28 protein-coding genes and 2 pseudogenes are annotated in these 21,703 nt (G+C 41.1%); all 30 read left to right on the plus strand.

All coding sequences use genetic code 11. From position 1 onward, the window contains the following. Positions 1 to 20: 20 nt before the first annotated feature. The 30 genes and pseudogenes from Len3610_RS04890 to rseP all read left to right on the plus strand — a co-directional run bounded on the left by Len3610_RS04890 (position 21) and on the right by rseP (position 21,688). Positions 21 to 1,334: a flagellar hook-length control protein FliK gene (locus tag Len3610_RS04890; RefSeq protein ID WP_176446965.1), complete on the plus strand. Its 1,314-nt coding sequence runs from the start codon at positions 21 to 23 to the stop codon at positions 1,332 to 1,334. A 9-nt stretch (positions 1,335 to 1,343) separates the two neighbouring features. After that, positions 1,344 to 1,844, plus strand: a complete 501-nt coding sequence (flgD, locus tag Len3610_RS04895) for a flagellar hook assembly protein FlgD (RefSeq protein WP_176446966.1) — start codon at positions 1,344 to 1,346, stop codon at positions 1,842 to 1,844. Between the two features lies 1 nt (position 1,845). Next, positions 1,846 to 2,220 (plus strand): TIGR02530 family flagellar biosynthesis protein, encoded by a 375-nt coding sequence (locus Len3610_RS04900; RefSeq protein WP_176446967.1) that lies wholly within the window; start codon positions 1,846 to 1,848, stop codon positions 2,218 to 2,220. Positions 2,221 to 2,308: 88 nt separating this feature from the next. Continuing rightward, positions 2,309 to 3,103: a flagellar basal body rod protein FlgG gene (flgG, locus tag Len3610_RS04905; RefSeq protein ID WP_176446968.1), complete on the plus strand. Its 795-nt coding sequence runs from the start codon at positions 2,309 to 2,311 to the stop codon at positions 3,101 to 3,103. 46 nt (positions 3,104 to 3,149) lie between these two features. Beyond that, positions 3,150 to 3,368, plus strand: coding sequence for a flagellar FlbD family protein (locus Len3610_RS04910; RefSeq protein ID WP_176446969.1), 219 nt, complete (start codon positions 3,150 to 3,152; stop codon positions 3,366 to 3,368). After that, positions 3,361 to 3,780: a flagellar basal body-associated protein FliL gene (gene fliL, locus Len3610_RS04915; protein ID WP_176446970.1), complete on the plus strand. Its 420-nt coding sequence runs from the start codon at positions 3,361 to 3,363 to the stop codon at positions 3,778 to 3,780. Before Len3610_RS04910 ends, fliL begins: the two co-directional genes overlap by 8 nt. 50 nt (positions 3,781 to 3,830) lie before the next feature. After that, positions 3,831 to 4,823 (plus strand): flagellar motor switch protein FliM, encoded by a 993-nt coding sequence (fliM, locus tag Len3610_RS04920; protein WP_176446971.1) that lies wholly within the window; start codon positions 3,831 to 3,833, stop codon positions 4,821 to 4,823. Continuing rightward, complete coding sequence (gene fliY, locus Len3610_RS04925; protein ID WP_176446972.1) at positions 4,820 to 5,938, plus strand: flagellar motor switch phosphatase FliY; 1,119 nt, start codon at positions 4,820 to 4,822, stop codon at positions 5,936 to 5,938. Before fliM ends, fliY begins: the two co-directional genes overlap by 4 nt. Before the next feature lie 25 nt (positions 5,939 to 5,963). Further along, positions 5,964 to 6,326, plus strand: coding sequence for a response regulator (locus Len3610_RS04930; RefSeq protein WP_176446973.1), 363 nt, complete (start codon positions 5,964 to 5,966; stop codon positions 6,324 to 6,326). A 15-nt stretch (positions 6,327 to 6,341) separates the two neighbouring features. Beyond that, positions 6,342 to 6,983 (plus strand): flagellar biosynthetic protein FliO, encoded by a 642-nt coding sequence (locus tag Len3610_RS04935; protein WP_176446974.1) that lies wholly within the window; start codon positions 6,342 to 6,344, stop codon positions 6,981 to 6,983. Continuing rightward, positions 6,976 to 7,641 (plus strand): flagellar type III secretion system pore protein FliP, encoded by a 666-nt coding sequence (gene fliP / locus Len3610_RS04940; RefSeq protein ID WP_176446975.1) that lies wholly within the window; start codon positions 6,976 to 6,978, stop codon positions 7,639 to 7,641. Before Len3610_RS04935 ends, fliP begins: the two co-directional genes overlap by 8 nt. 15 nt (positions 7,642 to 7,656) lie before the next feature. After that, positions 7,657 to 7,926, plus strand: a complete 270-nt coding sequence (fliQ, locus tag Len3610_RS04945) for a flagellar biosynthesis protein FliQ (RefSeq protein WP_176446976.1) — start codon at positions 7,657 to 7,659, stop codon at positions 7,924 to 7,926. Between the two features lie 3 nt (positions 7,927 to 7,929). Next, complete coding sequence (gene fliR, locus Len3610_RS04950) at positions 7,930 to 8,709, plus strand: flagellar biosynthetic protein FliR (RefSeq protein ID WP_176446977.1); 780 nt, start codon at positions 7,930 to 7,932, stop codon at positions 8,707 to 8,709. Then, complete coding sequence (gene flhB / locus Len3610_RS04955; protein WP_176446978.1) at positions 8,710 to 9,795, plus strand: flagellar biosynthesis protein FlhB; 1,086 nt, start codon at positions 8,710 to 8,712, stop codon at positions 9,793 to 9,795. A gap of 64 nt (positions 9,796 to 9,859) precedes the next feature. Beyond that, positions 9,860 to 11,893: a flagellar biosynthesis protein FlhA gene (gene flhA / locus Len3610_RS04960; RefSeq protein ID WP_176446979.1), complete on the plus strand. Its 2,034-nt coding sequence runs from the start codon at positions 9,860 to 9,862 to the stop codon at positions 11,891 to 11,893. Beyond that, positions 11,890 to 12,063, plus strand: a pseudogene (locus tag Len3610_RS20685) (flagellar biosynthesis protein FlhF); the annotation flags it as partial. The gene flhA and the pseudogene Len3610_RS20685, both read left to right, overlap by 4 nt. A 202-nt stretch (positions 12,064 to 12,265) precedes the next feature. Further along, a complete protein-coding gene (locus Len3610_RS04970; protein ID WP_176446981.1) occupies positions 12,266 to 12,559 on the plus strand; it encodes a hypothetical protein in 294 nt (97 codons plus the stop codon). Positions 12,560 to 12,805: 246 nt separating this feature from the next. Then, complete coding sequence (locus tag Len3610_RS21685) at positions 12,806 to 12,973, plus strand: hypothetical protein (protein ID WP_369693679.1); 168 nt, start codon at positions 12,806 to 12,808, stop codon at positions 12,971 to 12,973. Next, a complete protein-coding gene (locus tag Len3610_RS04980) occupies positions 12,970 to 13,206 on the plus strand; it encodes a P-loop NTPase (protein ID WP_176446982.1) in 237 nt (78 codons plus the stop codon). Before Len3610_RS21685 ends, Len3610_RS04980 begins: the two co-directional genes overlap by 4 nt. Further along, entirely contained in the window at positions 13,187 to 13,912 is a 726-nt protein-coding gene (locus tag Len3610_RS04985; protein WP_176446983.1) for a P-loop NTPase family protein, read from the plus strand. The genes Len3610_RS04980 and Len3610_RS04985 overlap by 20 nt, the downstream gene beginning before the upstream one ends. 15 nt (positions 13,913 to 13,927) lie before the next feature. Continuing rightward, positions 13,928 to 14,356, plus strand: a complete 429-nt coding sequence (locus tag Len3610_RS20690) for a sigma-70 family RNA polymerase sigma factor (protein ID WP_255259802.1) — start codon at positions 13,928 to 13,930, stop codon at positions 14,354 to 14,356. A 129-nt stretch (positions 14,357 to 14,485) separates the two neighbouring features. After that, positions 14,486 to 14,659 carry a hypothetical protein gene (locus Len3610_RS20695; protein WP_255259803.1) on the plus strand — a complete coding sequence of 58 codons (174 nt, stop codon included), beginning with the start codon at positions 14,486 to 14,488 and terminating at the stop codon, positions 14,657 to 14,659. A 100-nt stretch (positions 14,660 to 14,759) separates the two neighbouring features. Then, on the plus strand, positions 14,760 to 15,155 hold the full coding sequence (locus tag Len3610_RS04995) for a hypothetical protein (RefSeq protein WP_176446984.1): 396 nt from the start codon (positions 14,760 to 14,762) through the stop codon (positions 15,153 to 15,155). A 229-nt stretch (positions 15,156 to 15,384) separates the two neighbouring features. After that, positions 15,385 to 16,077, plus strand: a pseudogene (gene rpsB / locus Len3610_RS05000) (30S ribosomal protein S2). A gap of 93 nt (positions 16,078 to 16,170) precedes the next feature. After that, complete coding sequence (gene tsf / locus Len3610_RS05005) at positions 16,171 to 17,055, plus strand: translation elongation factor Ts (RefSeq protein WP_176446985.1); 885 nt, start codon at positions 16,171 to 16,173, stop codon at positions 17,053 to 17,055. Positions 17,056 to 17,158: 103 nt separating this feature from the next. Then, positions 17,159 to 17,884: a UMP kinase gene (pyrH, locus tag Len3610_RS05010; protein WP_176446986.1), complete on the plus strand. Its 726-nt coding sequence runs from the start codon at positions 17,159 to 17,161 to the stop codon at positions 17,882 to 17,884. Further along, positions 17,884 to 18,441 carry a ribosome recycling factor gene (gene frr / locus Len3610_RS05015; RefSeq protein ID WP_176449554.1) on the plus strand — a complete coding sequence of 186 codons (558 nt, stop codon included), beginning with the start codon at positions 17,884 to 17,886 and terminating at the stop codon, positions 18,439 to 18,441. The genes pyrH and frr overlap by 1 nt, the downstream gene beginning before the upstream one ends. Positions 18,442 to 18,756: 315 nt before the next feature. Next, entirely contained in the window at positions 18,757 to 19,518 is a 762-nt protein-coding gene (locus tag Len3610_RS05020) for an undecaprenyl pyrophosphate synthase (protein WP_176446987.1), read from the plus strand. 15 nt (positions 19,519 to 19,533) lie between these two features. Beyond that, the gene (locus Len3610_RS05025) at positions 19,534 to 20,328 is read left to right on the plus strand and encodes a phosphatidate cytidylyltransferase (protein ID WP_176446988.1); all 795 of its coding nucleotides are present in this window, start codon (positions 19,534 to 19,536) and stop codon (positions 20,326 to 20,328) included. A gap of 97 nt (positions 20,329 to 20,425) precedes the next feature. After that, on the plus strand, positions 20,426 to 21,688 hold the full coding sequence (gene rseP, locus Len3610_RS05030; RefSeq protein WP_176446989.1) for an RIP metalloprotease RseP: 1,263 nt from the start codon (positions 20,426 to 20,428) through the stop codon (positions 21,686 to 21,688). The last annotated feature ends 15 nt before the right edge of the window (positions 21,689 to 21,703 follow it).

Genomic DNA, 21,703 nt, shown 5'->3' on the forward strand with positions numbered 1-21,703 from the left:
CTTGAAAGGGGGTGATCAATTTGAATGCGGCAGGAACGATGCTTCAGCAAATCACACAATCAACGGACCAAGTACAGCCAGCTCGCAGTAAAGATGTGTCACCGGATCAGACAAGTGGTTTCCGGAATCTGTTAATGGGTTTCAGAAACAATACGGGAAATGTAGATGACAGCCAACATAATTTGGCCGACGTACGTGACTTGGTTAAGAAATTTTTGGATTCAGATGAGGTTAATAAACTGGCAGACCAAGCGTCATCAGAAAATGACGCGAAACAGATGCTGACCCGGCTCATGAATCATATTACCGGGCAGGATGGAACACTGCCAGTTAACAGTGGACAACTTCAAAACACTCTGAATCGTGATCTTGGAATCATGCAGGGTGGTGACGCAGAAGAGGATAATGTGGGTGAGTCACGTCTTGTAAATTTACAGCCACCCCATCAAATATTGAATGATCAGACTCTTCAAAAGCAATTTTCAGCATTGTTCGCAAAAGTTGAAGACCTGCTGGCACAAATAACCGATCAAAAAAGCATTTCCAAATCTGCACCTGAATTTCTGAAGCTATTAGAACAATGGTCGGCGCTGGCGAAGGATTCAACTAAACAAACGAGCGCTCTAATGCAATCATTACCGGCGCGCAATGAAAACAATAAGGCGGTTTGGCAGGAACTTGTTCAATCGTTTCAAAAACGAAATCAACTTGCTGTGAATCATCAGTATAATACGAATGCAAAAGTTACTATTAGGGACGTGGCTAAGTGGCTGCAGCATGCCATCCGGAATCAAACGCAATTGGATAAGGCAACGGCACAGCAGGCGTTAACGTTTACATCGTCAATGCCGATGTCGAAAGTTGAGCAGTATGTTATCCATTTGAACCAGACAAACACCCAGACTGTTGACCATCAATTAATCGAACAGTTTCAAAAGGTTATGAAATCAAGCAAATTTATGGCGATACAAAATGGAACATCACAGTTAAATCTATCATTACGTCCTGAAAATCTTGGGGACATGATGGTTAAACTGACGCAGATGAATGGTGAAATGACAGTCAAAATTGTCGTTACATCCGCAGCTGCCAAAGAAATGCTGGAGTCAAACATGCATCAGCTGAAAAATATGTTTTCACCACAACAGGTCGTGGTGGAAAAACAGGAAACCAGTTCACAGCAAACCCAAACCACTCAGCATGAAGAAGACGGACAGCCAATGGATGATCATAATCAGGAACACTCAGACGCCGACCAGGATGATAAGCCTCATACGGAAGAGGACGATTTTGACTTACAATTACAAGAGGTTTTAATGAATGAGAAGGTGTAGGTGAAAAACATGACGACTATTGATTCGTCACTTTATTTGCATAACCAGCAATTAGAGCGGGTCCCAAGCCCTGAGCTGGGCAAGGATGAATTTCTGAAGATTTTAATGACACAGCTGCAAAATCAGGATCCGACAAGCCCAATGGATGACAGCCAATTCATCTCACAAATGGCATCCTTTTCACAGCTCGAACAAACCATGAATATGGCTAATTCGATTGATCAGCTTGTTCAAAAGCAGAACGTTTCACCGATTTTACAATACAGCCACATGATAGGCAAAGATGTTTCCTATCATACTTATGATGAAGACACCGGTGCACAGCTGGATACAGAAATGAGTACAGTTATTGCTGTGAGTCAATACGAAGGCCAGGCTGTTCTGGAGCTCGAAAACGATGAAAAAATTTACGCTGAATCGATCACGCAGGTAAGTGAACCTGAAGCTGATACTGGCACTGAAAGCATAGGTGAAGATGGAGCAGGAGCAGGTGCCGGAGGTCGTGATTAATATGGATCACCGCATACAGCCATTACAGCAGCATCATTTGATGCCACAGCCAACTGTCAAAAAACCCGTGGATAATAAACCGGACATAAGTTTCAAAGATGTGCTGAAGGATGCCCAGGGGATTAAAATCAGCAAGCATGCAGAACAACGGCTGAATGAGCGAAATATCAACATCAATGAAACACAATGGGAGATGATTTCAGAGAAAATGTCGGAAGCAAAACAAAAAGGTGTTACAGATTCATTAGTTTTGACCGATGAAGCAGCGTTATTGGTAAGTGCTGCCAACAACACCGTCATAACGGCGATGAATAAACAAGAGGCAGCAAGTAAAATTTTCACGAATATAAATGGCACGATTCTGATAGATAAATAGGCCGGACCTGATGAGGAGGCCGAAACTGTTGACCGACGGATACAGTGTTGAATCGTAAAACAAAACTGATAAAGGGGAGATATGAAACATGTTACGTTCCATGTATGCAGGAATTTCCGGAATGAAAGGATTCCAAACAAAGTTGGATGTCGTGGGAAATAATATTGCGAACGTCAATACAAACGGATTTAAAAAAGGCCGGGTGACGTTTCAGGATCTACTAAGTCAGACGACAACAGGGGCATCGGGACCAACGGATAACCGTGGAGGTGTTAATCCTTCACAGGTCGGTTTAGGTTCACAGTTAGGTTCAATAGATGACATTCATACACAGGGGTTCAGTCAAACGACAAACAACCCGCTGGACCTTCAGCTGGAAGGAGATGGGATGTTCGTACTTGATACACCTGATGGACGTGCCTATACACGTGCAGGCAATTTTTACTTGGATTCTGAAGGCAGCATGGTAAATTCGGATGGTTATTATTTAGTTGGCAGTGATGGAACTGCGCCATTAAATATACCGGAGGATGCAACAAGCATCAGCATTGAAAAGGATGGCACCGTTACGTATGTGGACGGTGAAGGTGCCATGCAGGATGACCAGCAAATCGGTATCGCTATTTTTTCCAATCCTGAGGGTCTTGAAAAAGATGGCGGGAGTTTATACCTTGCATCAGGTAATTCCGGTGCAGCAAATTTAGTGGAACCGGAATCTGATGGAGCTGCCACCATCGTCAGCGGTGCTCTGGAAATGTCAAATGTTGATCTTGCTGAGGAATTTACCGAAATGATCACGGCCCAGCGCGGTTTCCAGGCGAACACACGAATTATTACAACATCAGATGAAATTCTGCAGGAACTCGTCAATCTAAAACGATAAATAAGGGGGTAGGGAGTGTTCAGGTAAAGAACACTCCCGCCAACATATGATCCAGCTGACGAAATTAAATGGCGATTTATTCACACTGAATGCATTGATGATTGAACAGGTTCAGTCATATCCGGATACAACCATAACCTTAACAAATGGGAAGAAAATCGTTGTCAAAGATTCAAAGTCCGATGTCGCGAAGTTGGTAACAGATTATTATAAGCAAATCGGGTTGAGTAGTGGATTTAAAGAGGCGGGTGATCGTAATGGGTAAACTGGCAAAAACAATGATAACGTCACTTGTTGTCCTTTTACTGGCGGGTGGCGGCACATTAATTGCCGTGTTATATATGACGGATGATCCAACTGAAGGCAGTGCCCAATCCATTGACACGGTTCTGGAGCACTCGTATGAAACACCTGAAATCACAACTGATTTAAAAAATGGCAGTTTTGTACGGATTCAATTCCAGGTTGTTACCGATAGTGATAAGGCGAGGGAAGAGGCTGAAAAAAGGGAATTTCAGCTAAAAAATATTCTGATCAAAGAGCTTGCTAAAATGGATGAAGAAAAGTTTAAATCCGGACTCTCTGATTTGGAGGACGCTGTTCAGCTGAAATTAAATGAAGTCATGACAGAAGGAAGTATCACGGATGTTTATACGACAAGCAAGATTTTACAGTAATGGTCCAGGTTGTTTAAAAGCAGGAAAAGCTGTTGTGGGGGTGAGGTTTTTTGGTCGAAGAAGTCTTATCACAAAATGAGATTGATGCATTATTGTCTGCTATTTCATCGGGTGAAATGAATGCGGAAGAGTTAAAACAGGAAAAGGAAGAGCAAAAGGTCCGTGTATATGATTTTAAAAGGGCACTCCGGTTTTCCAAAGACCAGATCAGAAGCCTTGCACGGATTCATGATAATTATGCCCGTTTACTGACGACCTATTTTTCAGGACAGTTACGAACATATGTCAATATTTCTGTAGCCTCCGTTGATCAAATACCATATGAAGAATTCATTCGGTCGATTCCGAAAATGACGGTATTAAATATATTCAGCGTTCAGCCACTGGATGGCCGGGTTTTAATGGAGGTCAACCCAAATATCGCTTACGCCATGCTTGACAGGCAGCTGGGCGGACGCGGCAGCAGTGTTAATAAAGTGGAAAACCTGACCGAAATCGAAACGATGCTGATGTCCCAGCTTTTTGAGAAATCCCGGATGAGTTTGTATGAGGCATGGTCATCAATCGTTGAAGTTGATCCGGTGCTGGAAGATTTTGAAGTCAATCCGCAATTTCTCCAATTGGTCTCACCCAATGAAACCGTTGTAATTGTTTCACTTGATACAACCATCGGAGAGACAAGCGGTATGATCAATATTTGTATTCCGCATATTGTTTTGGAACCGATTATCCAAAAGTTGTCGGTTCATTACTGGATGCAAACAAACACAAAAAAACAGGACCCGGAAGCTTACGAGAAAATAACAGACACTATTCAGCATGCTCGAGTCGAAGCCAAAACATTACTCGGTGAGACAACCATCAGTATTGATGAGCTGCTGCATTTACATACGGATGATGTCATTGCATTAGATCAGCCGATTGATCAACCATTACAATTGCAAGTCAATAGTCATCCCAAGTTTTACGTGCAGCCCGGCAAATCCAAACATAAAATGGCTGTGCAAGTGCTGGAGGAATTTAGGAAGGGGGAACGAAGATGAATGACGGAAAGCTTTCCCAGGATGAAATTGATGCTCTTCTGAAAGTCGGCGAGGAAGACGAGAATAGCCCCAATACAACTGAGTTATTATCGACTGTCGAAAAAGATACGTTGGGCGAGATAGGCAATATATCATTTGGCAGTTCAGCAACGACCCTGTCAACATTGTTAAACCAAAAAGTGGAAATCACGACACCTGAAGTATCCATCATAAGGAAAAGTGATTTTGACAATGAATTTGAATTGGAACAGGTGAGCATTCATGTCAATTATTCCAAGGGTTTTAATGGTCAAAATGTACTGTTAATGAAAGCAGATGATGCGGCGATTATCGCGGATATTATGCTCGGGGGAGATGGCGCCTCACCGGATAGCGTATTACAGGATATCCATTTAAGTGCCATTCAGGAATTCATGAATCAAATGATGGGGACAGCTGCTACCAGTATGTCGACTGTTTTTAATAAACGGATTGATATTTCCCCTCCAACGATAAGACTGGAAAAAGGGGAAAATGTCCAAAGTAATGAGGTCATTTCGGATGATGATTATCTTGCCAAAGTGTCATTTCGTTTGAAAGTCGGTCATTTAATCGATTCAAATATAATGCAGGTTATTCCGCTTTTATTTGCCAGGGAATTAGTTGAAGAGGTGACAGAGACTTCCTCAGAGAAGAGCAGAAAGGAAGTTGCTGTGACAGCAGAAGTGGACAAACAGGATCAATTGAACCATCAAACCTCTGACGGTGTGACTGAGCGTCCGCAATATTTGGGTGATAAAGTCAGTCAGGATGCTTCATCGATTCAACAGGCAGCCTTCACTGATTTAGAGCAGGCGGGTTTAGGTCAAAATGAAAAACGGAATCTTGATATGTTGCTCGATATCCCGTTAAAGGTCTCAGTTGAACTTGGGCGAACAAAGCGATCGATAAAGGATATTTTGGAATTATCTGCCGGGTCAATTGTCGAATTGGACAAGCTGGCCGGAGAACCAGTGGATATTCTGGTCAATGAAAAACTGGTTGCTAAAGGTGAAGTCGTTGTTATCGATGAAAATTTCGGTGTCCGGGTAACGGATATTATCAGCCAGTCAGATCGGCTTATGACATTGAAATAATAAACTGGAGGAAGGAGTCACCGTAATGGGACAACGTGTATTAATAGTAGATGATGCAGCATTCATGCGAATGATGATAAAAGATATCCTGGACAAAAATGGTTTTGAGGTGGTTGGTGAAGCGCGTGATGGTCAGCAGGCTGTCGATCAATATAAGGAGTTACAGCCGGATCTTGTCACACTTGATATTACCATGCCGGAAAAGGATGGCTTGACGGCATTAAAAGAAATTAAGGAAGTTGATGCAGACGCAAATGTCATCATGTGTTCAGCGATGGGGCAGCAGGCAATGGTAATCGATGCCATTCAGGCCGGAGCAAAAGACTTTATCGTCAAACCTTTTCAGGCAAATCGGGTCATCGAAGCAATCCGGAAAGCTATGGGATAGGAACGAGTGAGTTGCATGAAGTGGAAAATAATAGCATGTATGTATATAGTTGGGTTATTTTTTGTGATATCTCCAAGCGGATTTGTACAGGCTGACATGAATGTCAAAGAGTGTATTGAAAATGAAGATTGCGGTGAAGATGAAGCACCAGCCGGTACAGTTGAAGACAGTGATACGGAGGGAAGTGGCGGAACCGGTTCATTATTGATTAATTTAGTTAAGATGGCTTTTGCTTTACTGCTTGTTTTAGGTCTCATTTATATACTATTGAAGTTTATAAATAAAAGGAGCAAACGATTTCAACAAGTAAGGGGATTGGAAAATATTGGGGGAGTTTCAGTCGGTTCTAATAAATCGGTTCAATTAGTCAGGATCGGATCGAAAGTGTTTTTGGTTGGTGTAGGTGAAAATGTCGAGCTGCTGAGAGAAATTACCGATGATGAAACGAAAGAAGAAATTTTACATAATGACAGCTCTGAAGACAATCACCCAGTGGGGGGACTGGCCTCTCTATTACAGCAAAAAGCTGCCGGAAAGTCAGAAAATAAGCATTCGAGTCATTTCAGTCAATTGTTTACAACAGAACTGGAAAAATTGAAACGGACCCGAAGTTCACTCCTCAAGCAGTCGAAACAGAAGGACGATCATTATGAATGAATTTATTGATATATTTTCCGGATCTGACCCTGCAAATGTATCGACAGCGGTACAACTTTTGCTTTTATTGACTGTTTTGTCGCTGGCACCGGGTATTTTGGTCCTGATGACGAGTTTTACACGGATTGTTATCGTTTTGTCCTTTGTCAGAACATCACTGGCAACACAGCAAATGCCGCCAAATCAGGTATTGATCGGATTAGCACTGTTTCTGACGTTTTTTATCATGGCGCCGACGTTTCAAGAAGTCAATAATCAGGCATTGCAACCGCTTTTTGCAGAAGATATAACGTTGGATGAAGCATATGACCGGGCAAGTGCACCGATTAAAGATTTTATGGCGACGCATACGAGACAGCAGGATTTGCAGTTGTTCATGGATTATTCCGGAGCGGATCAGCCGGAAACGATTGAGGATATCCCGCTGACGACACTTGTTCCGGCATTTGCAATCAGTGAGCTGAAAACCGCTTTCCAAATGGGTTTTATGATATTTGTTCCATTTTTAATTATAGATATGGTTGTAGCAAGTGTTCTAATGTCGATGGGAATGATGATGCTGCCCCCTGTCATGATTTCATTACCATTTAAAATTCTACTATTTGTACTGGTGGATGGCTGGTATTTAATCACCCAATCCCTGTTACAAGGTTTTTAAGGCAGGTGTTGTCTTGTGAACAGTGAATTTGTTTTATCTCTGGCTGAAAGAGGCGTTTATGTTATTTTGATTGTTGCTGGTCCATTGCTGATTCTGGCATTGGCTGTCGGGCTATTGGTCAGTATATTTCAGGCTACGACTCAGATTCAGGAGCAGACGCTTGCTTTCATTCCAAAGATTATCGCTGTGTTTGTCGGAATTGTGTTTTTGGGTCCGTGGATGCTCTCGCAAATGGTCGAGTTTACAGTCAATTTATATCAAAATCTGAATCAGTTTACAGGGTAGCATATGCTGGAACTTATTAATCTTTCAGCGATACCTGTCTTTTTACTTATTTTTGTCAGAATAGCAGCGTTCTTTGTGACACTGCCGTTGTTTTCATATACAACCATCCCAACACCATTCAAAATCGGATTTTCATTTTTCCTGGCTCTTATCATGTACTATACCGTGGATGGTTCGGCAATCCCAATTGATTATAATTATGTGTTATTGCTCGCCAAAGAGGCGATCGTTGGATTACTGATTGGGCTGCTTGCTTATATTATTCTCTCAGCAGTCCAGATTGCCGGCGGTTTTATTGATTTTCAGATGGGTTTTGCGATTGCCAATGTTATTGACCCGCAGACTGGTGCCCAAAGCCCGTTAATCGGTCAATATTTTTATATTTTTGCCCTTCTGTTTCTATTATCGGTCAACGGTCATCATTTATTAATAGAAGGCATTTTTTACAGTTACCAGTTTATACCGGTGGAAGCCTTTATGCCCTTTCAGGATGGCAATATTGCTGAATTTATTATTCAAACATTTAATCAAATGTTTCTAATCGCTTTCCAAATGGCTATTCCGATTGTTGGCTGCCTATTTCTTGTGGATGTGGCACTTGGGATTATAGCCAGGACTGTACCTCAGTTGAACGTGTTTGTGGTGGGGCTGCCGTTGAAGATTTTTGTGAGTTTTGTTGCAATTTTGGTGTTCCTGGCCTTATATATCGTGCTGGTCGAAAATCTATTTGAAGCGATGTTCGCAGCCATAAGAGATTTGATGCAATTATTCGGAGGTGCTTGAATGCGGTTAAAACTGGATTTGCAATTTTTTGCCGATGCGGAAGAAAAAACCGAAAAAGCGACTCCGAAAAAACGCGAGGATGAGCGGAACAAAGGGAAGGTCGCTAAAAGTCAGGATGTCAATACAGCATTTCTATTGTTTTTTTGTTTTATGATTTTATTTGTATTTGGAAGTTTTATGTTAAACCACATGATGGCACTGTACCAGCATACATTCACGGAATATATTCATTGGGATCTATCCATCAATTCAGTCAATCAGGTGATGATGGAAGCTTTTATTGAAATGGCCACAATACTCGCTCCTGTTATGACTGTGGCCATTATTGCGGGACTGGCGGCTAATTTCACCCAAATCGGTTTCCTGTTTACAACAGAGCCGCTGAAATTTGATTTGAAAAAGATTGATCCCATTCAAGGGACAAAAAAAGTTTTTTCCACCAGGGCACTGGTTGAGCTTTTAAAGTCGTTATTAAAAATTGTATTTATCGGCGCTATCACATTTTTTGTCATCTGGATTTTTAAAGATGATATGATGATGCTTGCCTTTAAAACACCTGAAAATGCCATTGGTTTTTTTGGTGAAGTCACTATCATTATGGGGGTTGCAGCGGCAATTGCATTATTATTCCTCTCTGTTTTGGACTATGTTTATCAACGGTATGACTTTGAAAAAAACATAAAAATGTCCAAAAAGGATGTTAAAGATGAACATAAAAATATGGAAGGCGATCCCCTGATCAAATCGAAGCGAAAAGAAAGACAGCGTGAAATAGCAACCAGACGAATGATGAGTGAAGTGCCTTCAGCTGATGTTGTCATTACAAATCCGACACATTATGCGATTGCTGTCAAGTATGATGAAACAAGCGCGGCAGCCCCATTTATCGTTGCAAAAGGGGCTCATCAAATAGCTTTAAAAATAAAGGATGTCGCTAAAGCAAACCATGTCGTTACGGTCGAAAACAGACCACTGGCAAAAGAATTATATGACACGATCGAAATCGGTGATGAGATACCGGAAGCGTTTTATAAAGCCGTTGCAGAAATATTGGCATACGTATACAGGCTGGAGAAAAAAGTATAATTTTTTTCTTTAAATGTTGTTGATTTTAATCCGAAGTTTAATGGAATAAGGGGGGTCACCTTTCATGAGAGCACGTGATTTATCTGTATTATTAGGCGTCATTTTAATCATTATTATGCTTGTTGTGCCATTGCCGGGATGGCTGTTAAGTGTTCTTATATTATGTAATATTTCTTTGGCGCTTGTCGTCATACTGGTATCCATGAACACTCAGGAAGCATTGCAATTTTCCATATTTCCTTCATTATTATTGCTGCTGACTTTATTCCGGCTTGGCTTGAATGTGTCCACAACGCGGTCCATTTTATCAGAAGCTGATGCCGGCGGTGTTATTGATACATTTGGCTCGTTTGTCATTGGTGATAACCCGCTGGTTGGTTTTGTTGTATTTGTTATTTTGGTTATCATTCAATTTCTCGTGATTACAAAAGGGGCTGAGCGGGTGTCAGAGGTCGCGGCGCGTTTTACCCTTGATGCGATGCCTGGTAAACAGATGAGTATCGATGCTGATTTAAATGCCGGTTTAATTTCGGAGCAGCAGGCGAAAGAACGCCGTGAAAAAGTGGAGAATGAAGCCGATTTTCATGGAGCGATGGATGGAGCCAGTAAGTTTGTTAAAGGTGATGCAATAGCAGGTATTGTGATTGTTTTAATTAATATTATATTTGGTTTTATCATTGGCATGGTTCAGATGGGATTCACTTTTACCGAGGCAGTCAATACATATATGCGTCTGACAGTCGGTGATGGTCTTGTGAGTCAAATACCTGCTTTATTGATCGCCACAGCTACAGGCATCGTTGTTACAAAAACAACGACATCAGGTAATTTGGGCAGCGATGTATCCGAACAGCTGCTGCAATATCCTAAACTGCTGTTTATTGCAGCAGGGACCATCTTTCTGCTGGGATTAACACCCATTAATTTTATTTTAACGACGTTGCTTGCCGGTTTTTTAGCTATAGGGGGGTACATACTTCTACGGCAGACGAATGAACCGGAAGAACCCGATGCAGCGGAAGAGGAGCAGGCAGAAGCATCTTCCATGAATGCACCTGAGAATGTTATCAATTTATTGAACATGGATCCAATCGAATTTGAATTCGGTTATGCACTTATTCCCTTGGCAGATGCAGACCAGGGTGGTGATTTGCTCAATCGGGTTGTCATGATTCGCCGGCAGCTGGCGATTGAACTCGGTATTGTTGTCCCTGTTGTCAGGATCCGTGACAACATTCAGCTTGAGGCGAATGCATATCGACTGAAAATAAACGGGAATGAAGTGGCATCCGGAGAGCTATTGCTGGATCATTATCTGGCGATGACGCCTGAATTGGAAGACGATGAAATCGATGGTATTGACACGAAGGAACCAGCATTCGGACTGCCTGCCAAATGGATTAGTGAAGACAATAAAGATGAAGCAGAACTTTCCGGTTATACTGTTGTTGACCCGCCATCTGTCGCGAGCACACATATTACTGAAGTCATCAAACGACACGCACATGCCCTGTTAGGACGCCAGGAGACAAAACAATTAATCGATCATTTAAAAGAAAGTTATCCAATTTTGGCCGAAGAAGTCACGCCTGAGCCATTGTCCGTCGGTGATGTGCAGAAAGTGCTTGCAAAACTGCTTCGGGAAAATATTTCGGTCCGTAATTTGCCGATCATTTTTGAGACACTGGCGGACTTTGGAAAAATGACAAATGATACCGATTTGCTGGCTGAATATGTCAGACAGGCATTGGCACCGCAAATCACCAAACAATATGCCGGTGATGATATGGCACTTAAAGTGATAACTGTCTCAGGAAAGGTCGAGAAAATGATTGCAGAAAACATCCAACAGACCGAATACGGGAATTATTTGGCTTTAGATCCTGAATCACAGGAACAAGTCATCAAGACGATACATGAAGAAGCTGAGAAGGCAGCGTTACAGGAGGAAACTGCCGTTGTATTATGTTCACCGGCTATCAGAATGTATTTGAAACAGCTCCTGGAACGTTTTCTGCCGCAAGTGGCTGTGTTATCGTATAACGATTTGGAACCGGGTGTTAACGTACAAAGTATCGGGGTGGTGAATGTAGCATGAGGGTCAAAAAGTTTGTAGCACCAACAATGCCGGAAGCTATGAACCATATTCGCAAAGAACTGGGTCCGGAAGCTGTCATTTTAAATTCAAAAGAAGTTTTCAAAGGCGGCATTCTGGGTCTGTTTAAAAAACGGAATATTGAGGTTGTTGCTGCCCTGGATCCGCAGCCTAAGCCGCAAAAACAGGAAAAAACGGACGTGCGGCAGTCCGCCGCTTCTGAAACCCGAACAAGTCATAATCCTGTTATTATAAATGAAGAATCAAACAGCTGCGGAAGATGGTGAAGCACAAGGCTGCCAATAATACGGACTATCCCAGCTGATTATCAAGTCCATCTATCATTATTTGCTCATGCAAGAGATAAATGAAGATTTGGCAAAAGATCTAGTGGATGAAGTCATCCAAAAGCACCAAAATACAGGTCACTGTCTAACTGATCACGATGCGATTTTGCAGGATGTGAAAGCCGAAATAGAAAATAGATTAAAGGCATTAACCTCTAAGGGATTATCTGCTGATAAAAAACTTATTCAGTTTGTCGGCCCAACAGGTGCAGGGAAAACAACAACGATCGCCAAGTTGCAGCATCCAGTGTGGATGATGACCATAAGCGGGATTGCACTCATTACCGCTGACACTTATCGGATTGAGCAATCGAACAGCTAAAACTATGCCTAGATATTCTCAATTATCGCTTTGGAAGTTGTTTACAATCGATGATACAAGCTGCTATCAAAATTTGCGTCTTTTAATGATTCAATTCTTGTTGATACAGCCGGGAGAAATTTCGTGACGAAAATTATGTACGGATCTTGAAAAAACATTTCAATTTACGGAGGACGAGAAACGTGTCTGGTCCTTTCCTGACAGCAAAAGCAAAAGATAATTAACGGAAATATATATCATTTCAGCATTGCCGATAGAAACGTCATTTTCACAAAAATAGATGAGACACGGCAATACGGAAGTATATTGAATATCACATTAAAGAACAAATTGGGTATTGCTTTTCTGACAAATGGCCAGGATGTTCCGGATGATATTCTGAAACCATCAGCGCAAATGATCAGAGTGAAATGATAGCAGGTGAACCAAATGGTGGCAATGATCAGGCAGCAAATTGGCGGCAAAACTCGAAACCATGCCCGGACCTGCACGAAGCCAAAACAATTGCGATTGCGAGCGGTAAAGGCGGAGTGGGCAAGTCGAATGTGGCATTAAATTTTTCGCTGGAACTATTGAATCATGGGAATAAAGTGCTTTTGTTTGATCTTGATATCGGGATGGGGAATCTTGATATTTTACTGGGCTGAAACAGAGGCAACGCTTGCAGATATGTTCACAGAGTCTTTTATCCGTGGCATGATGTTATTGCAGCAGGCCCCGTGGTTTGGCTTACACGCAGCGGCTGGTCGGCACTTAACGATTTCCAGGGCATTGGATCAACACAAGAAGGATTACTTTTTCCAGCAATATGAAGAACTGATTCATTTAAATGATTATATTATTTTTGATATGGGGGCTGGCGCAGCACAAGACATGCTTTCATTTGTATTTGCAGCTAATGAATGTATTGTAGTGACAACACCTGAACCAACATCCATTACAGATGCATATGGACTAATCAAACATATTGTGAACAACAGGCCGGATATGCCAATTTCCGTCATTATGAATCGTTCAGCCTCAACTAAACAAGGTCACCAAGCCTTAGAGAGGTTTCGTCAGGTGATTAGGCAATTTCTGAATATCGAGATCCGAAAAATGGGGGCCCTTCCTGAAGACAAAACGGTTTCAGCTGCTGTCATTGCGGCAAGCGCCATATGTACTATTAAAATGAAAAAGCTGCCATTTTCAAAAGCCATGAAGAAATGGTCCATTGTTTATCTTGAAGACAAACGACAGACAAGGGCTATCAAACATCGTTTCCTTTGTCCAAAAATTAAAGAAGCTCATGCTGGAGCGATATCTATGGAATCAAACGAAAACCATTTTTGTTATTTTAGAAAGTTAACATGAGGGTGGGCTGAAATTATGAGCACTAATGAATCTCCTCGAGTACAGTCATTGTGGAAGCAGTGGCTGGAAAATAACGATCAATCAGCTGCTAATGAATTGATTGATCATTATATGTACCTTGTCAGTTTCCATGTCGAAAGGATTTCAAGTAATCTTCCTGGTAATGTCAGTAAAGATGATTTAAAAAGCTTTGGCATGATGGGGCTGTTTGATGCGTTAACAAAATTTCAGCATGATCGTGAATTGAAGTTTGATACATATGCATCCTTTCGTATCCGCGGTGCAATTATTGATGGATTGCGAAAGGAAGATTGGCTGCCGAGATCCATCAGAGAAAAAACAAAAAAAGTGGAAGTGACTTCACAGGAATTGGAACAATTGTATCAGCGGGAACCAACCTCCGATGAAATTGCCGAAAAACTGCAAATAACAGCAAAGAAGTAGAGAAATCACACGGGATCAACTAATCGCCATATATTATCCATTGAGGAAAAGCCGAATAAAGACAGCAAGCATCGTGAGGGTATCGGCTACACCATACCGGATTTCACAGTCGTACAACCTGATGATCACATGCTGCAATCAGAATTAAAAGAGGAATTGATTGAAAGCATGCAATCACTTAATCAAAATGAACAAATGGTAGTCAGTCTGTTTTTACATCAGGGGAGCTGGACATTGAGAGATTGGCCGGTGCTGGAATTGACAACATCAAGGATATCACAATACATCGTAAAGCGATTTTAAATTGCGGAAATCACTGCAGAAAATACAAGCCAATTCATAAACTTTTAAATGAAGCCTCTTTTTTGGCACCAAAATTGATTTTAATGGATAGAGGGATTTTATGACATCGATGCTATTATTTTTAAGTTTATTATTGCACATCATTACATTAACGGTCATTTTTCAATTGTTTAAACAGGTGCAGTTGCTGAAGCAAAACAACTCAGGAGAAATGGCTGATTTAATGGAAACCTATTTGGAAGATATAAAAGAAGAAAACCGTCTGCTGGAAAATGCTTTGTTTCACAGAAGTGCATCATTTGAATCATCTGCACGAGAAAGAACAGACAATTCGTCTGAAACAGCCATAAAAAATGAAGATGACTATATACCGAAAACACATGTAACGGATAAAAATGAATTATCGCTTGAAGCACAAATTTTACAGCTGCATGATAAAGGGATGACAGTGATGCATTTGCTCGTCAATTACTGTGGCAAAACGAAGCGGAACTGATTATAAATAAACAAGAAGCTGATAATAATGCTTGATTGGTCATGATGTTGTGATATATTTATTTTTGGTGTAAACTGTGGTTTGCAGGCAGAATGTAACATAAACACACGCTCCAGTGATTGTATATTGGTGCCATGGTAAAAGGGTTTCAAAAGGCTGGAACTTATCGTCATGGTCTTATGCAAAGATGACTGAAGCGGAGGAAAACCAATAGGAGGAATTTTTTTTTATGTCAGTTATTTCAATGAAACAATTGCTGGAAGCTGGGTGTGCATTTCGGGACATCAGACCCGCCGTTGGAATCCGAAGATGAAGAATATATATCTTCATTGTCTGCAAATGGCGGTTCACTTCTTTTCGTAGGTACGAAAAAACAGGCTCAGGATTCTGTCCGTGATGAAGCAACCCGTTTTCTGGTATGTTTTTACGTTAACCAGCGCTGGTTAGGCGGAAACGTTAACAACTTCTCAAGACCAATCCCGGTAAACATATTCAATGATAATTTGAAGCGCATGGAAGAAGGATGGCACGTTGGATGTGCTGCCGAAAAAAAGAAGTGGTCGGTCTGTTGAAAGAAAAAGACCGTCTTGTTAAATTCCTTGGTGGAATAAAAGAAATGAATAAACTGCCTGATGCTATGTTTGTTATTGACCCGCGCAAGGAACGCATCGCAATCGCTGAAGCACATAAATTGAACATCCCGATTATTGCAATGGTTGATACAAACTGCGATCCGGATGAAATTGATTATGTTATTCCAGCCAATGATGATGCCATCCGTGCTGTTAAATTGCTAACATCAAAAATGGCAGATGCTATTCTTGAAGTGAAACAGGGCGAAGAAACAGAAGAAGTGCAGGCTGAAGCAGAGCAACCTGAAGAAGAACCGGTTGCTGCTGAATCTGAAACAAATAACGAGTAGTATTTTAAAAGGACAGGTGATAAGAGGGACAAGAGCCTTTTATCACCTTTTTTTCAAGATGAAAATGATTTGATAACTTAAGGAGGATTCACAATGGCGATTTCGGCTAAATTAGTTAAAGAACTTCGTGAAACAACCGGAGCCGGTATGATGGATTGTAAAAAAGCTCTTCAGGAAACTGATGGAGATATGGATAAGGCAATCGAATTCCTGCGTGAAAAAGGAATGTCGAAAGCGGCGAAAAAAGCAGATCGCATTGCTGCAGAAGGTTTAGCCCATATTGAACTTGACGGTAATACTGCGGTAATTTTGGAAGTTAATTGTGAAACAGATTTTGTCACAAAAAATGATCAATTTAAACAATTACTTTCAGAGCTGGGCAAGCATCTTGTCAAGCAGCAACCTGAAACAGTTGAAGAAGCATTGAGTCAGCCGCTGCATGGCGATGGCGATACAGTTGAAAAATACATCAGCGCAACAGTTGGTAAAATCGGTGAAAAAATTTCACTCCGCCGCTTCTCATTGATGAATAAAACAGATAATGATGCATTTGGCGCCTATCTTCATATGGGCGGATCAATTGGTGTCCTGACTTTGCTTGAAGGCACTACAGATGAAGAGCTGGCAAAAGATATTGCCATGCATGCCGCTGCAGTAAGCCCGCGTTATGTATCAAGAGATGACGTTCCGGAAGAAGAAGTTAACAGCGAGCGTGAGGTGCTTAAGACGCAAGCATTAAATGAAGGAAAACCGGAACATATTGTGGAGAAAATGGTCGAAGGTCGTCTCGGTAAATTCTTTGAAGAAATTTGCTTGCTGGAACAGAATTTTGTAAAAGATCCAGACCAGAAAGTGAAAAAATATGTATCTGATAAAGGTGCTGAGGTGAAGACATTCACCCGTTATGCTGTGGGTGAAGGCATGGAAAAACGGGAAGAAAATTTTGCAGAAGAAGTTAAAAACCAAATGAAAAAATAGCAGGATGGAAATTGCGGCCGATTATTACCTATTTCGCTAATAGATGATTAAATACAGCGAGAAAACCTATATAAAACACTATATCATTCCGATGGAGGTAAACATGACAACAGCTCGATACCGTAGAATTGTGTTAAAATTAAGTGGTGAAGCATTAAGCGGCGAACAAGGCTATGGAATTGAACCGCAAGTCATTCAGTCGATTGCATCCCAGATAAAAGGGGTTGCTGAATTGGGTGTTGAAGTGGCTGTAGTTGTTGGCGGCGGAAATATCTGGCGCGGCAAAGTCGGAAGTGAAATGGGCATGGATCGTGCTACAGCTGACTACATGGGGATGCTGGCGACGATTATGAATTCCCTGGCGCTTCAGGATAGCCTGGAGAATAATGGTATTCCGAGTCGTGTACAGACTTCCATTGAAATGCGGCAAGTTGCTGAACCTTATATAAGGAGAAAGGCAATACGCCATCTTGAAAAAAAACGTGTTGTCATTTTTGCTGCAGGAACCGGAAATCCTTATTTTTCAACAGATACGACAGCAGCATTACGGGCTGCTGAAATTGAAGCGGAAGTTATTTTAATGGCTAAAAATAATGTCGATGGTGTCTATTCCGACGATCCGAAAGTTAACAAAGATGCGGAAAAATACACAGAGATTTCTTATATGAAAATGCTGAATGAAGGACTGGGTGTTATGGACTCTACCGCCTCTTCGTTATGCATGGATAATGATATTCGCTTAATCGTATTTTCCATAACGGAAGAAGGCAATATTAAACGAGTTGTTCAAGGCGAGCCGATTGGTACAACAATAAAGGGGGACCGATGATGTCCGATCAAACCATTAAGGAAACGCGAAGTAAAATGGAGCAAGCTGTTCAAGCTTTTTCTAAGAACCTTGCAACAATAAGAGCTGGACGGGCAAACCCGTCTATTTTAGATAGTGTTGTTGTTGATTATTACGGTGCTGCAACACCATTGAATCAATTATCGACAATTTCAGCACCGGAAGCGAGACTTCTGGTCATTACACCCTTTGACAAATCATCAATAAGCAATATTGAAAAAGCCATCCAAAAAGCTGATTTAGGTTTATCACCGTCCAGTGATGGCAACGTCATTCGGATTAATATTCCTGCGTTAACCGAAGAACGCCGCAAAGAATTAGTGAAAGTTGTCGGTAAATATGCTGAAGAAGCACGTGTTCAAGTAAGAAACATTCGACGGGAATCCAATGACCAGCTGAAGAAAGCCGAGAAAAATAGTGATTTGACGGAAGATGACCTTAAAAAAGAACAGGCAAATGTACAAAAAGAAACCGATAAGCATATCGATCAAATCGATCAGCTTGTTAAGGATAAGGAAAAGGAAATATTGGAAGTATAGGATGAAGGTATAGTCAAAAAATGCTGTGGCCCTCTTATTTAAGAGGGCTTTTGTTTCTAACGTCATGAAATTTAATATCTTTCGGGAACGTTAATTCGAATATCTTTAAAATATAAGAAAAGCTCAGGCTTACATCTTAAGACAGGTTTTTCTTATATTTTAAGGAATTCATAATAAAATATTGACTAACAGTGATATAATGGTAACTCATCCTAATAGGATAATAATATCGCATCATTCTTTGATCAGTTGCATCGAGAAGTTATAGATGCAAAATGATTTAAAAGCTTCATCAATGGTATCGGAGGACAAACTATGTCAATGAAACTTCCCTTTTTTAACAATAAGAAGATAAATAAAAATGAAGAACCGGAGTTGGATAATATCCCGAAACATGTGGCAATCATTATGGATGGGAATGGACGCTGGGCCAAAAATCGGGGTCTTCCAAGGGTTGCCGGTCATAAAGAAGGGATGGATGTTGTAAAAAAAGTAGCTAAAACGGCTGCAAATTGTCATGTGGAGATTCTGACGCTATATGCTTTTTCAACAGAAAATTGGAGCCGGCCAAAATCAGAAGTTGATTATCTTTTAAGGCTCCCTAAAGAATTTTTACATATATATTTACCTGAACTGATTGAAAACAACGTCAAAATAAAAACAATTGGTAATTTCGATGTGCTGCCTGAGCATACAAAGGAAGCCGTCAATTATGCTAAAGAAAAAACAAAAGATAATGATGGATTAATATTAAATTTTGCTTTAAACTATGGAAGTAGATTTGAAATTATACAAGCTGTCAAGCAAATCATTAGTGATATGAACACCTCCGGATTGACAATGGATAAACTGGATGAACATTTATTCTCGGAATACCTCTATACAACAGGGCTGACGGAACCGGATTTATTAATTCGGACGAGTGGTGAGCAGCGGTTAAGTAACTTTTTGTTATGGCAGATCGCTTATTCCGAATTTTGGTTTACGGATGTTTTATGGCCGGATTTCACAGAGGAAACATTTATGCAGGCCCTGTATGATTTCCAGCAAAGAAAACGGCGGTATGGAGGTTTATAAGGTGTGGAGTAATCAATGAAACAACGAATCCAAACATCAATTTTGGCTTTTCTTATATTTATCCCCTTAGTTGTAATTGGTGGAATCATTTTTGAATTATTTGTTTACCTATTAGCTGTTATTGCCTTGATGGAACTGACCCGTATGCGAAATACGACCAATGGTTATTTACCGGTCATATTTTCGGTTATATTTTTAGTGTTATTATTGCTCCCTGAATCAGTTGGTATTTTGCAGGGTATTGAGAAACCTGAGCTGCTGATGCTATTCGTCTTAATCCTGTTGTCATATACGGTGGTGGCGAAGAATAAATTTACATTTGACGATGCCGGTTTTATTTTGCTGACGATTGTTTATGTTGGAATGGGATTTTATTATCTGATCGAAACTCGGGATGGAAATAGTGCTTCTGGTTTAGCAAATCTCTTTTATGTTCTGGTAGTCATTTGGGCAACTGATACCGGGGCGTATTTCTTTGGGCGTGCCTTTGGCAATCGTAAACTATGGCCGAAAATCAGCCCGAATAAAACGATTGAAGGCGCAATCGGAGGTATTGTACTTGCTACTCTCGTTGGTATCATTTTTCATATTGCCTATCCGTTTTCGTATGATATCATAATTATAATTGCGGTGACCATTTTAGTATCAATCGCAGGTCAGATCGGGGATTTGGTGGAATCGGCGTACAAACGTTATTATGATGTTAAAGACTCCGGGAAGTTATTGCCGGGGCACGGTGGCATTCTCGATCGGCTGGATAGTCTTTTATTCGTTTTGCCGCTGCTGCACTTCATCAATTTCTTTACATAATACCGTTATACGAATAGGATTGATAAATCAGAAGATGGTATTTTCTGATCTGTGTATTAAGAATATAACCTCTATCATTTAAAGGACGGTGCTGCTAATGACCACAGTTATAGCTTTTGTATTCATGTTTGGTCTGCTTGTGTTCATTCATGAATTCGGTCATTTGATTTTTGCCAAGCGGGCAGGAATGCTTGCTCGCGAGTTTGCTATCGGCTTTGGACCTAAAGTGTTTTCTTTTATGAAAAACGAAACGGTTTACACAATCCGTCTGCTTCCAATAGGGGGTTATGTACGTGTAGCCGGAGAAGACCCGGAAATCATTGATTTAAAACCTGGTCAGCACATTGGTCTTGAATTCAATCAGGATGAAAAAGTGAACAAAATAATTGTGAATCATAAATCGAAACATCCAAACGCCCGTATTATCGAGGTTGAGCACGTTGATTTAGACCACGAGCTGCTCATTCAGGGGTATGAGCCTGATGAGGAAGATGGGAAATTAACGTTTCAGGTGGATCGTAAAGCTTTTTTTGTTATGGACGAGGAAGAGACGCAAATCGCGCCATACGACCGGCAGTTTGCTTCAAAGAGTGTCGGCAAACGCGCTATGCAATTATTTGCCGGTCCGATGATGAACCTGCTCTTGGCAATCGCCATTTTCGTTATCGTTGGAATGGTTAATGGTGTGCCGGTTGATGAAGCCAAAATAGCCAGTGTTGTGCCGGATAGTCCGGCTGATGAAGCAGGCTTCCAGGTGGGGGATGAGGTTGTCCAGATCGATGGCACATCCATTTCCACGTGGGAGGAATTTACCGAAATCGTTCAGAACAATCCGGAAGAAGAACTTTCGATGACGGTACAACGGGATGAAAGCACGGAAATGCTGACGATAACACCGGCCAAACTTGAAACACAACAGGACATTACCATCGGACAGGCTGGCGTCCATCAGGCATCTGAAAAAACATTCTTCGGATCATTCGAGTACGGTTTTGAACAGACATATGATACGACAACATTAATTTTGACGAATCTTTTTAAGTTGGTTACCGGACAATATTCAATTGAAATCATATCTGGCCCTGTCGGTATTTATAACGCCACAGATCAGGTTGTCCAGACGGGTATTATGAATTTCCTGATGTTTACAGCGATTATAAGTGTTAACCTGGGAATTATTAATATGGTGCCGCTTCCGGCGCTTGACGGGGGTCGCCTGATGTTTGTTGGGATTGAAGCTGTTCGAGGGAAACCGGTTGAACCAGAAAAAGAAGGGATTTTTCACTTTGTTGGGTTCGCGTTGTTAATGTTATTGATGCTTGTCGTCACATGGAATGACATTCAGCGGTTGTTCTTGTAAATGTACCAGTAAAAA

The organism is Lentibacillus sp. CBA3610, assembly GCF_013373365.1.
Taxonomy (GTDB): Bacteria; Bacillota; Bacilli; order Bacillales; family Amphibacillaceae; genus Lentibacillus.

Excerpts from the sequence above, each read along its gene's own strand:
- flgD (WP_176446966.1), top strand. The coding sequence starts at position 1,344 with ATGACGACTATTGATTCGTCACTTTATTTGCATAACCAGCAATTAGAG.
- Len3610_RS04900 (WP_176446967.1), top strand. The coding sequence starts at position 1,846 with ATGGATCACCGCATACAGCCATTACAGCAGCATCATTTGATGCCACAG.
- flgG (WP_176446968.1), top strand. The coding sequence starts at position 2,309 with ATGTTACGTTCCATGTATGCAGGAATTTCCGGAATGAAAGGATTCCAA.
- Len3610_RS04910 (WP_176446969.1), top strand. The coding sequence starts at position 3,150 with ATGATCCAGCTGACGAAATTAAATGGCGATTTATTCACACTGAATGCA.
- fliL (WP_176446970.1), top strand. The coding sequence starts at position 3,361 with ATGGGTAAACTGGCAAAAACAATGATAACGTCACTTGTTGTCCTTTTA.
- fliY (WP_176446972.1), top strand. The coding sequence starts at position 4,820 with ATGAATGACGGAAAGCTTTCCCAGGATGAAATTGATGCTCTTCTGAAA.
- Len3610_RS04930 (WP_176446973.1), top strand. The coding sequence starts at position 5,964 with ATGGGACAACGTGTATTAATAGTAGATGATGCAGCATTCATGCGAATG.
- Len3610_RS04935 (WP_176446974.1), top strand. The coding sequence starts at position 6,342 with ATGAAGTGGAAAATAATAGCATGTATGTATATAGTTGGGTTATTTTTT.
- fliP (WP_176446975.1), top strand. The coding sequence starts at position 6,976 with ATGAATGAATTTATTGATATATTTTCCGGATCTGACCCTGCAAATGTA.
- fliR (WP_176446977.1), top strand. The coding sequence starts at position 7,930 with ATGCTGGAACTTATTAATCTTTCAGCGATACCTGTCTTTTTACTTATT.
- flhB (WP_176446978.1), top strand. The coding sequence starts at position 8,710 with ATGCGGTTAAAACTGGATTTGCAATTTTTTGCCGATGCGGAAGAAAAA.
- flhA (WP_176446979.1), top strand. The coding sequence starts at position 9,860 with ATGAGAGCACGTGATTTATCTGTATTATTAGGCGTCATTTTAATCATT.
- Len3610_RS04980 (WP_176446982.1), top strand. The coding sequence starts at position 12,970 with ATGATAGCAGGTGAACCAAATGGTGGCAATGATCAGGCAGCAAATTGG.
- Len3610_RS20690 (WP_255259802.1), top strand. The coding sequence starts at position 13,928 with ATGAGCACTAATGAATCTCCTCGAGTACAGTCATTGTGGAAGCAGTGG.
- Len3610_RS20695 (WP_255259803.1), top strand. The coding sequence starts at position 14,486 with ATGCTGCAATCAGAATTAAAAGAGGAATTGATTGAAAGCATGCAATCA.
- Len3610_RS04995 (WP_176446984.1), top strand. The coding sequence starts at position 14,760 with ATGACATCGATGCTATTATTTTTAAGTTTATTATTGCACATCATTACA.
- tsf (WP_176446985.1), top strand. The coding sequence starts at position 16,171 with ATGGCGATTTCGGCTAAATTAGTTAAAGAACTTCGTGAAACAACCGGA.
- pyrH (WP_176446986.1), top strand. The coding sequence starts at position 17,159 with ATGACAACAGCTCGATACCGTAGAATTGTGTTAAAATTAAGTGGTGAA.
- frr (WP_176449554.1), top strand. The coding sequence starts at position 17,884 with ATGTCCGATCAAACCATTAAGGAAACGCGAAGTAAAATGGAGCAAGCT.
- Len3610_RS05020 (WP_176446987.1), top strand. The coding sequence starts at position 18,757 with ATGTCAATGAAACTTCCCTTTTTTAACAATAAGAAGATAAATAAAAAT.
- Len3610_RS05025 (WP_176446988.1), top strand. The coding sequence starts at position 19,534 with ATGAAACAACGAATCCAAACATCAATTTTGGCTTTTCTTATATTTATC.
- rseP (WP_176446989.1), top strand. The coding sequence starts at position 20,426 with ATGACCACAGTTATAGCTTTTGTATTCATGTTTGGTCTGCTTGTGTTC.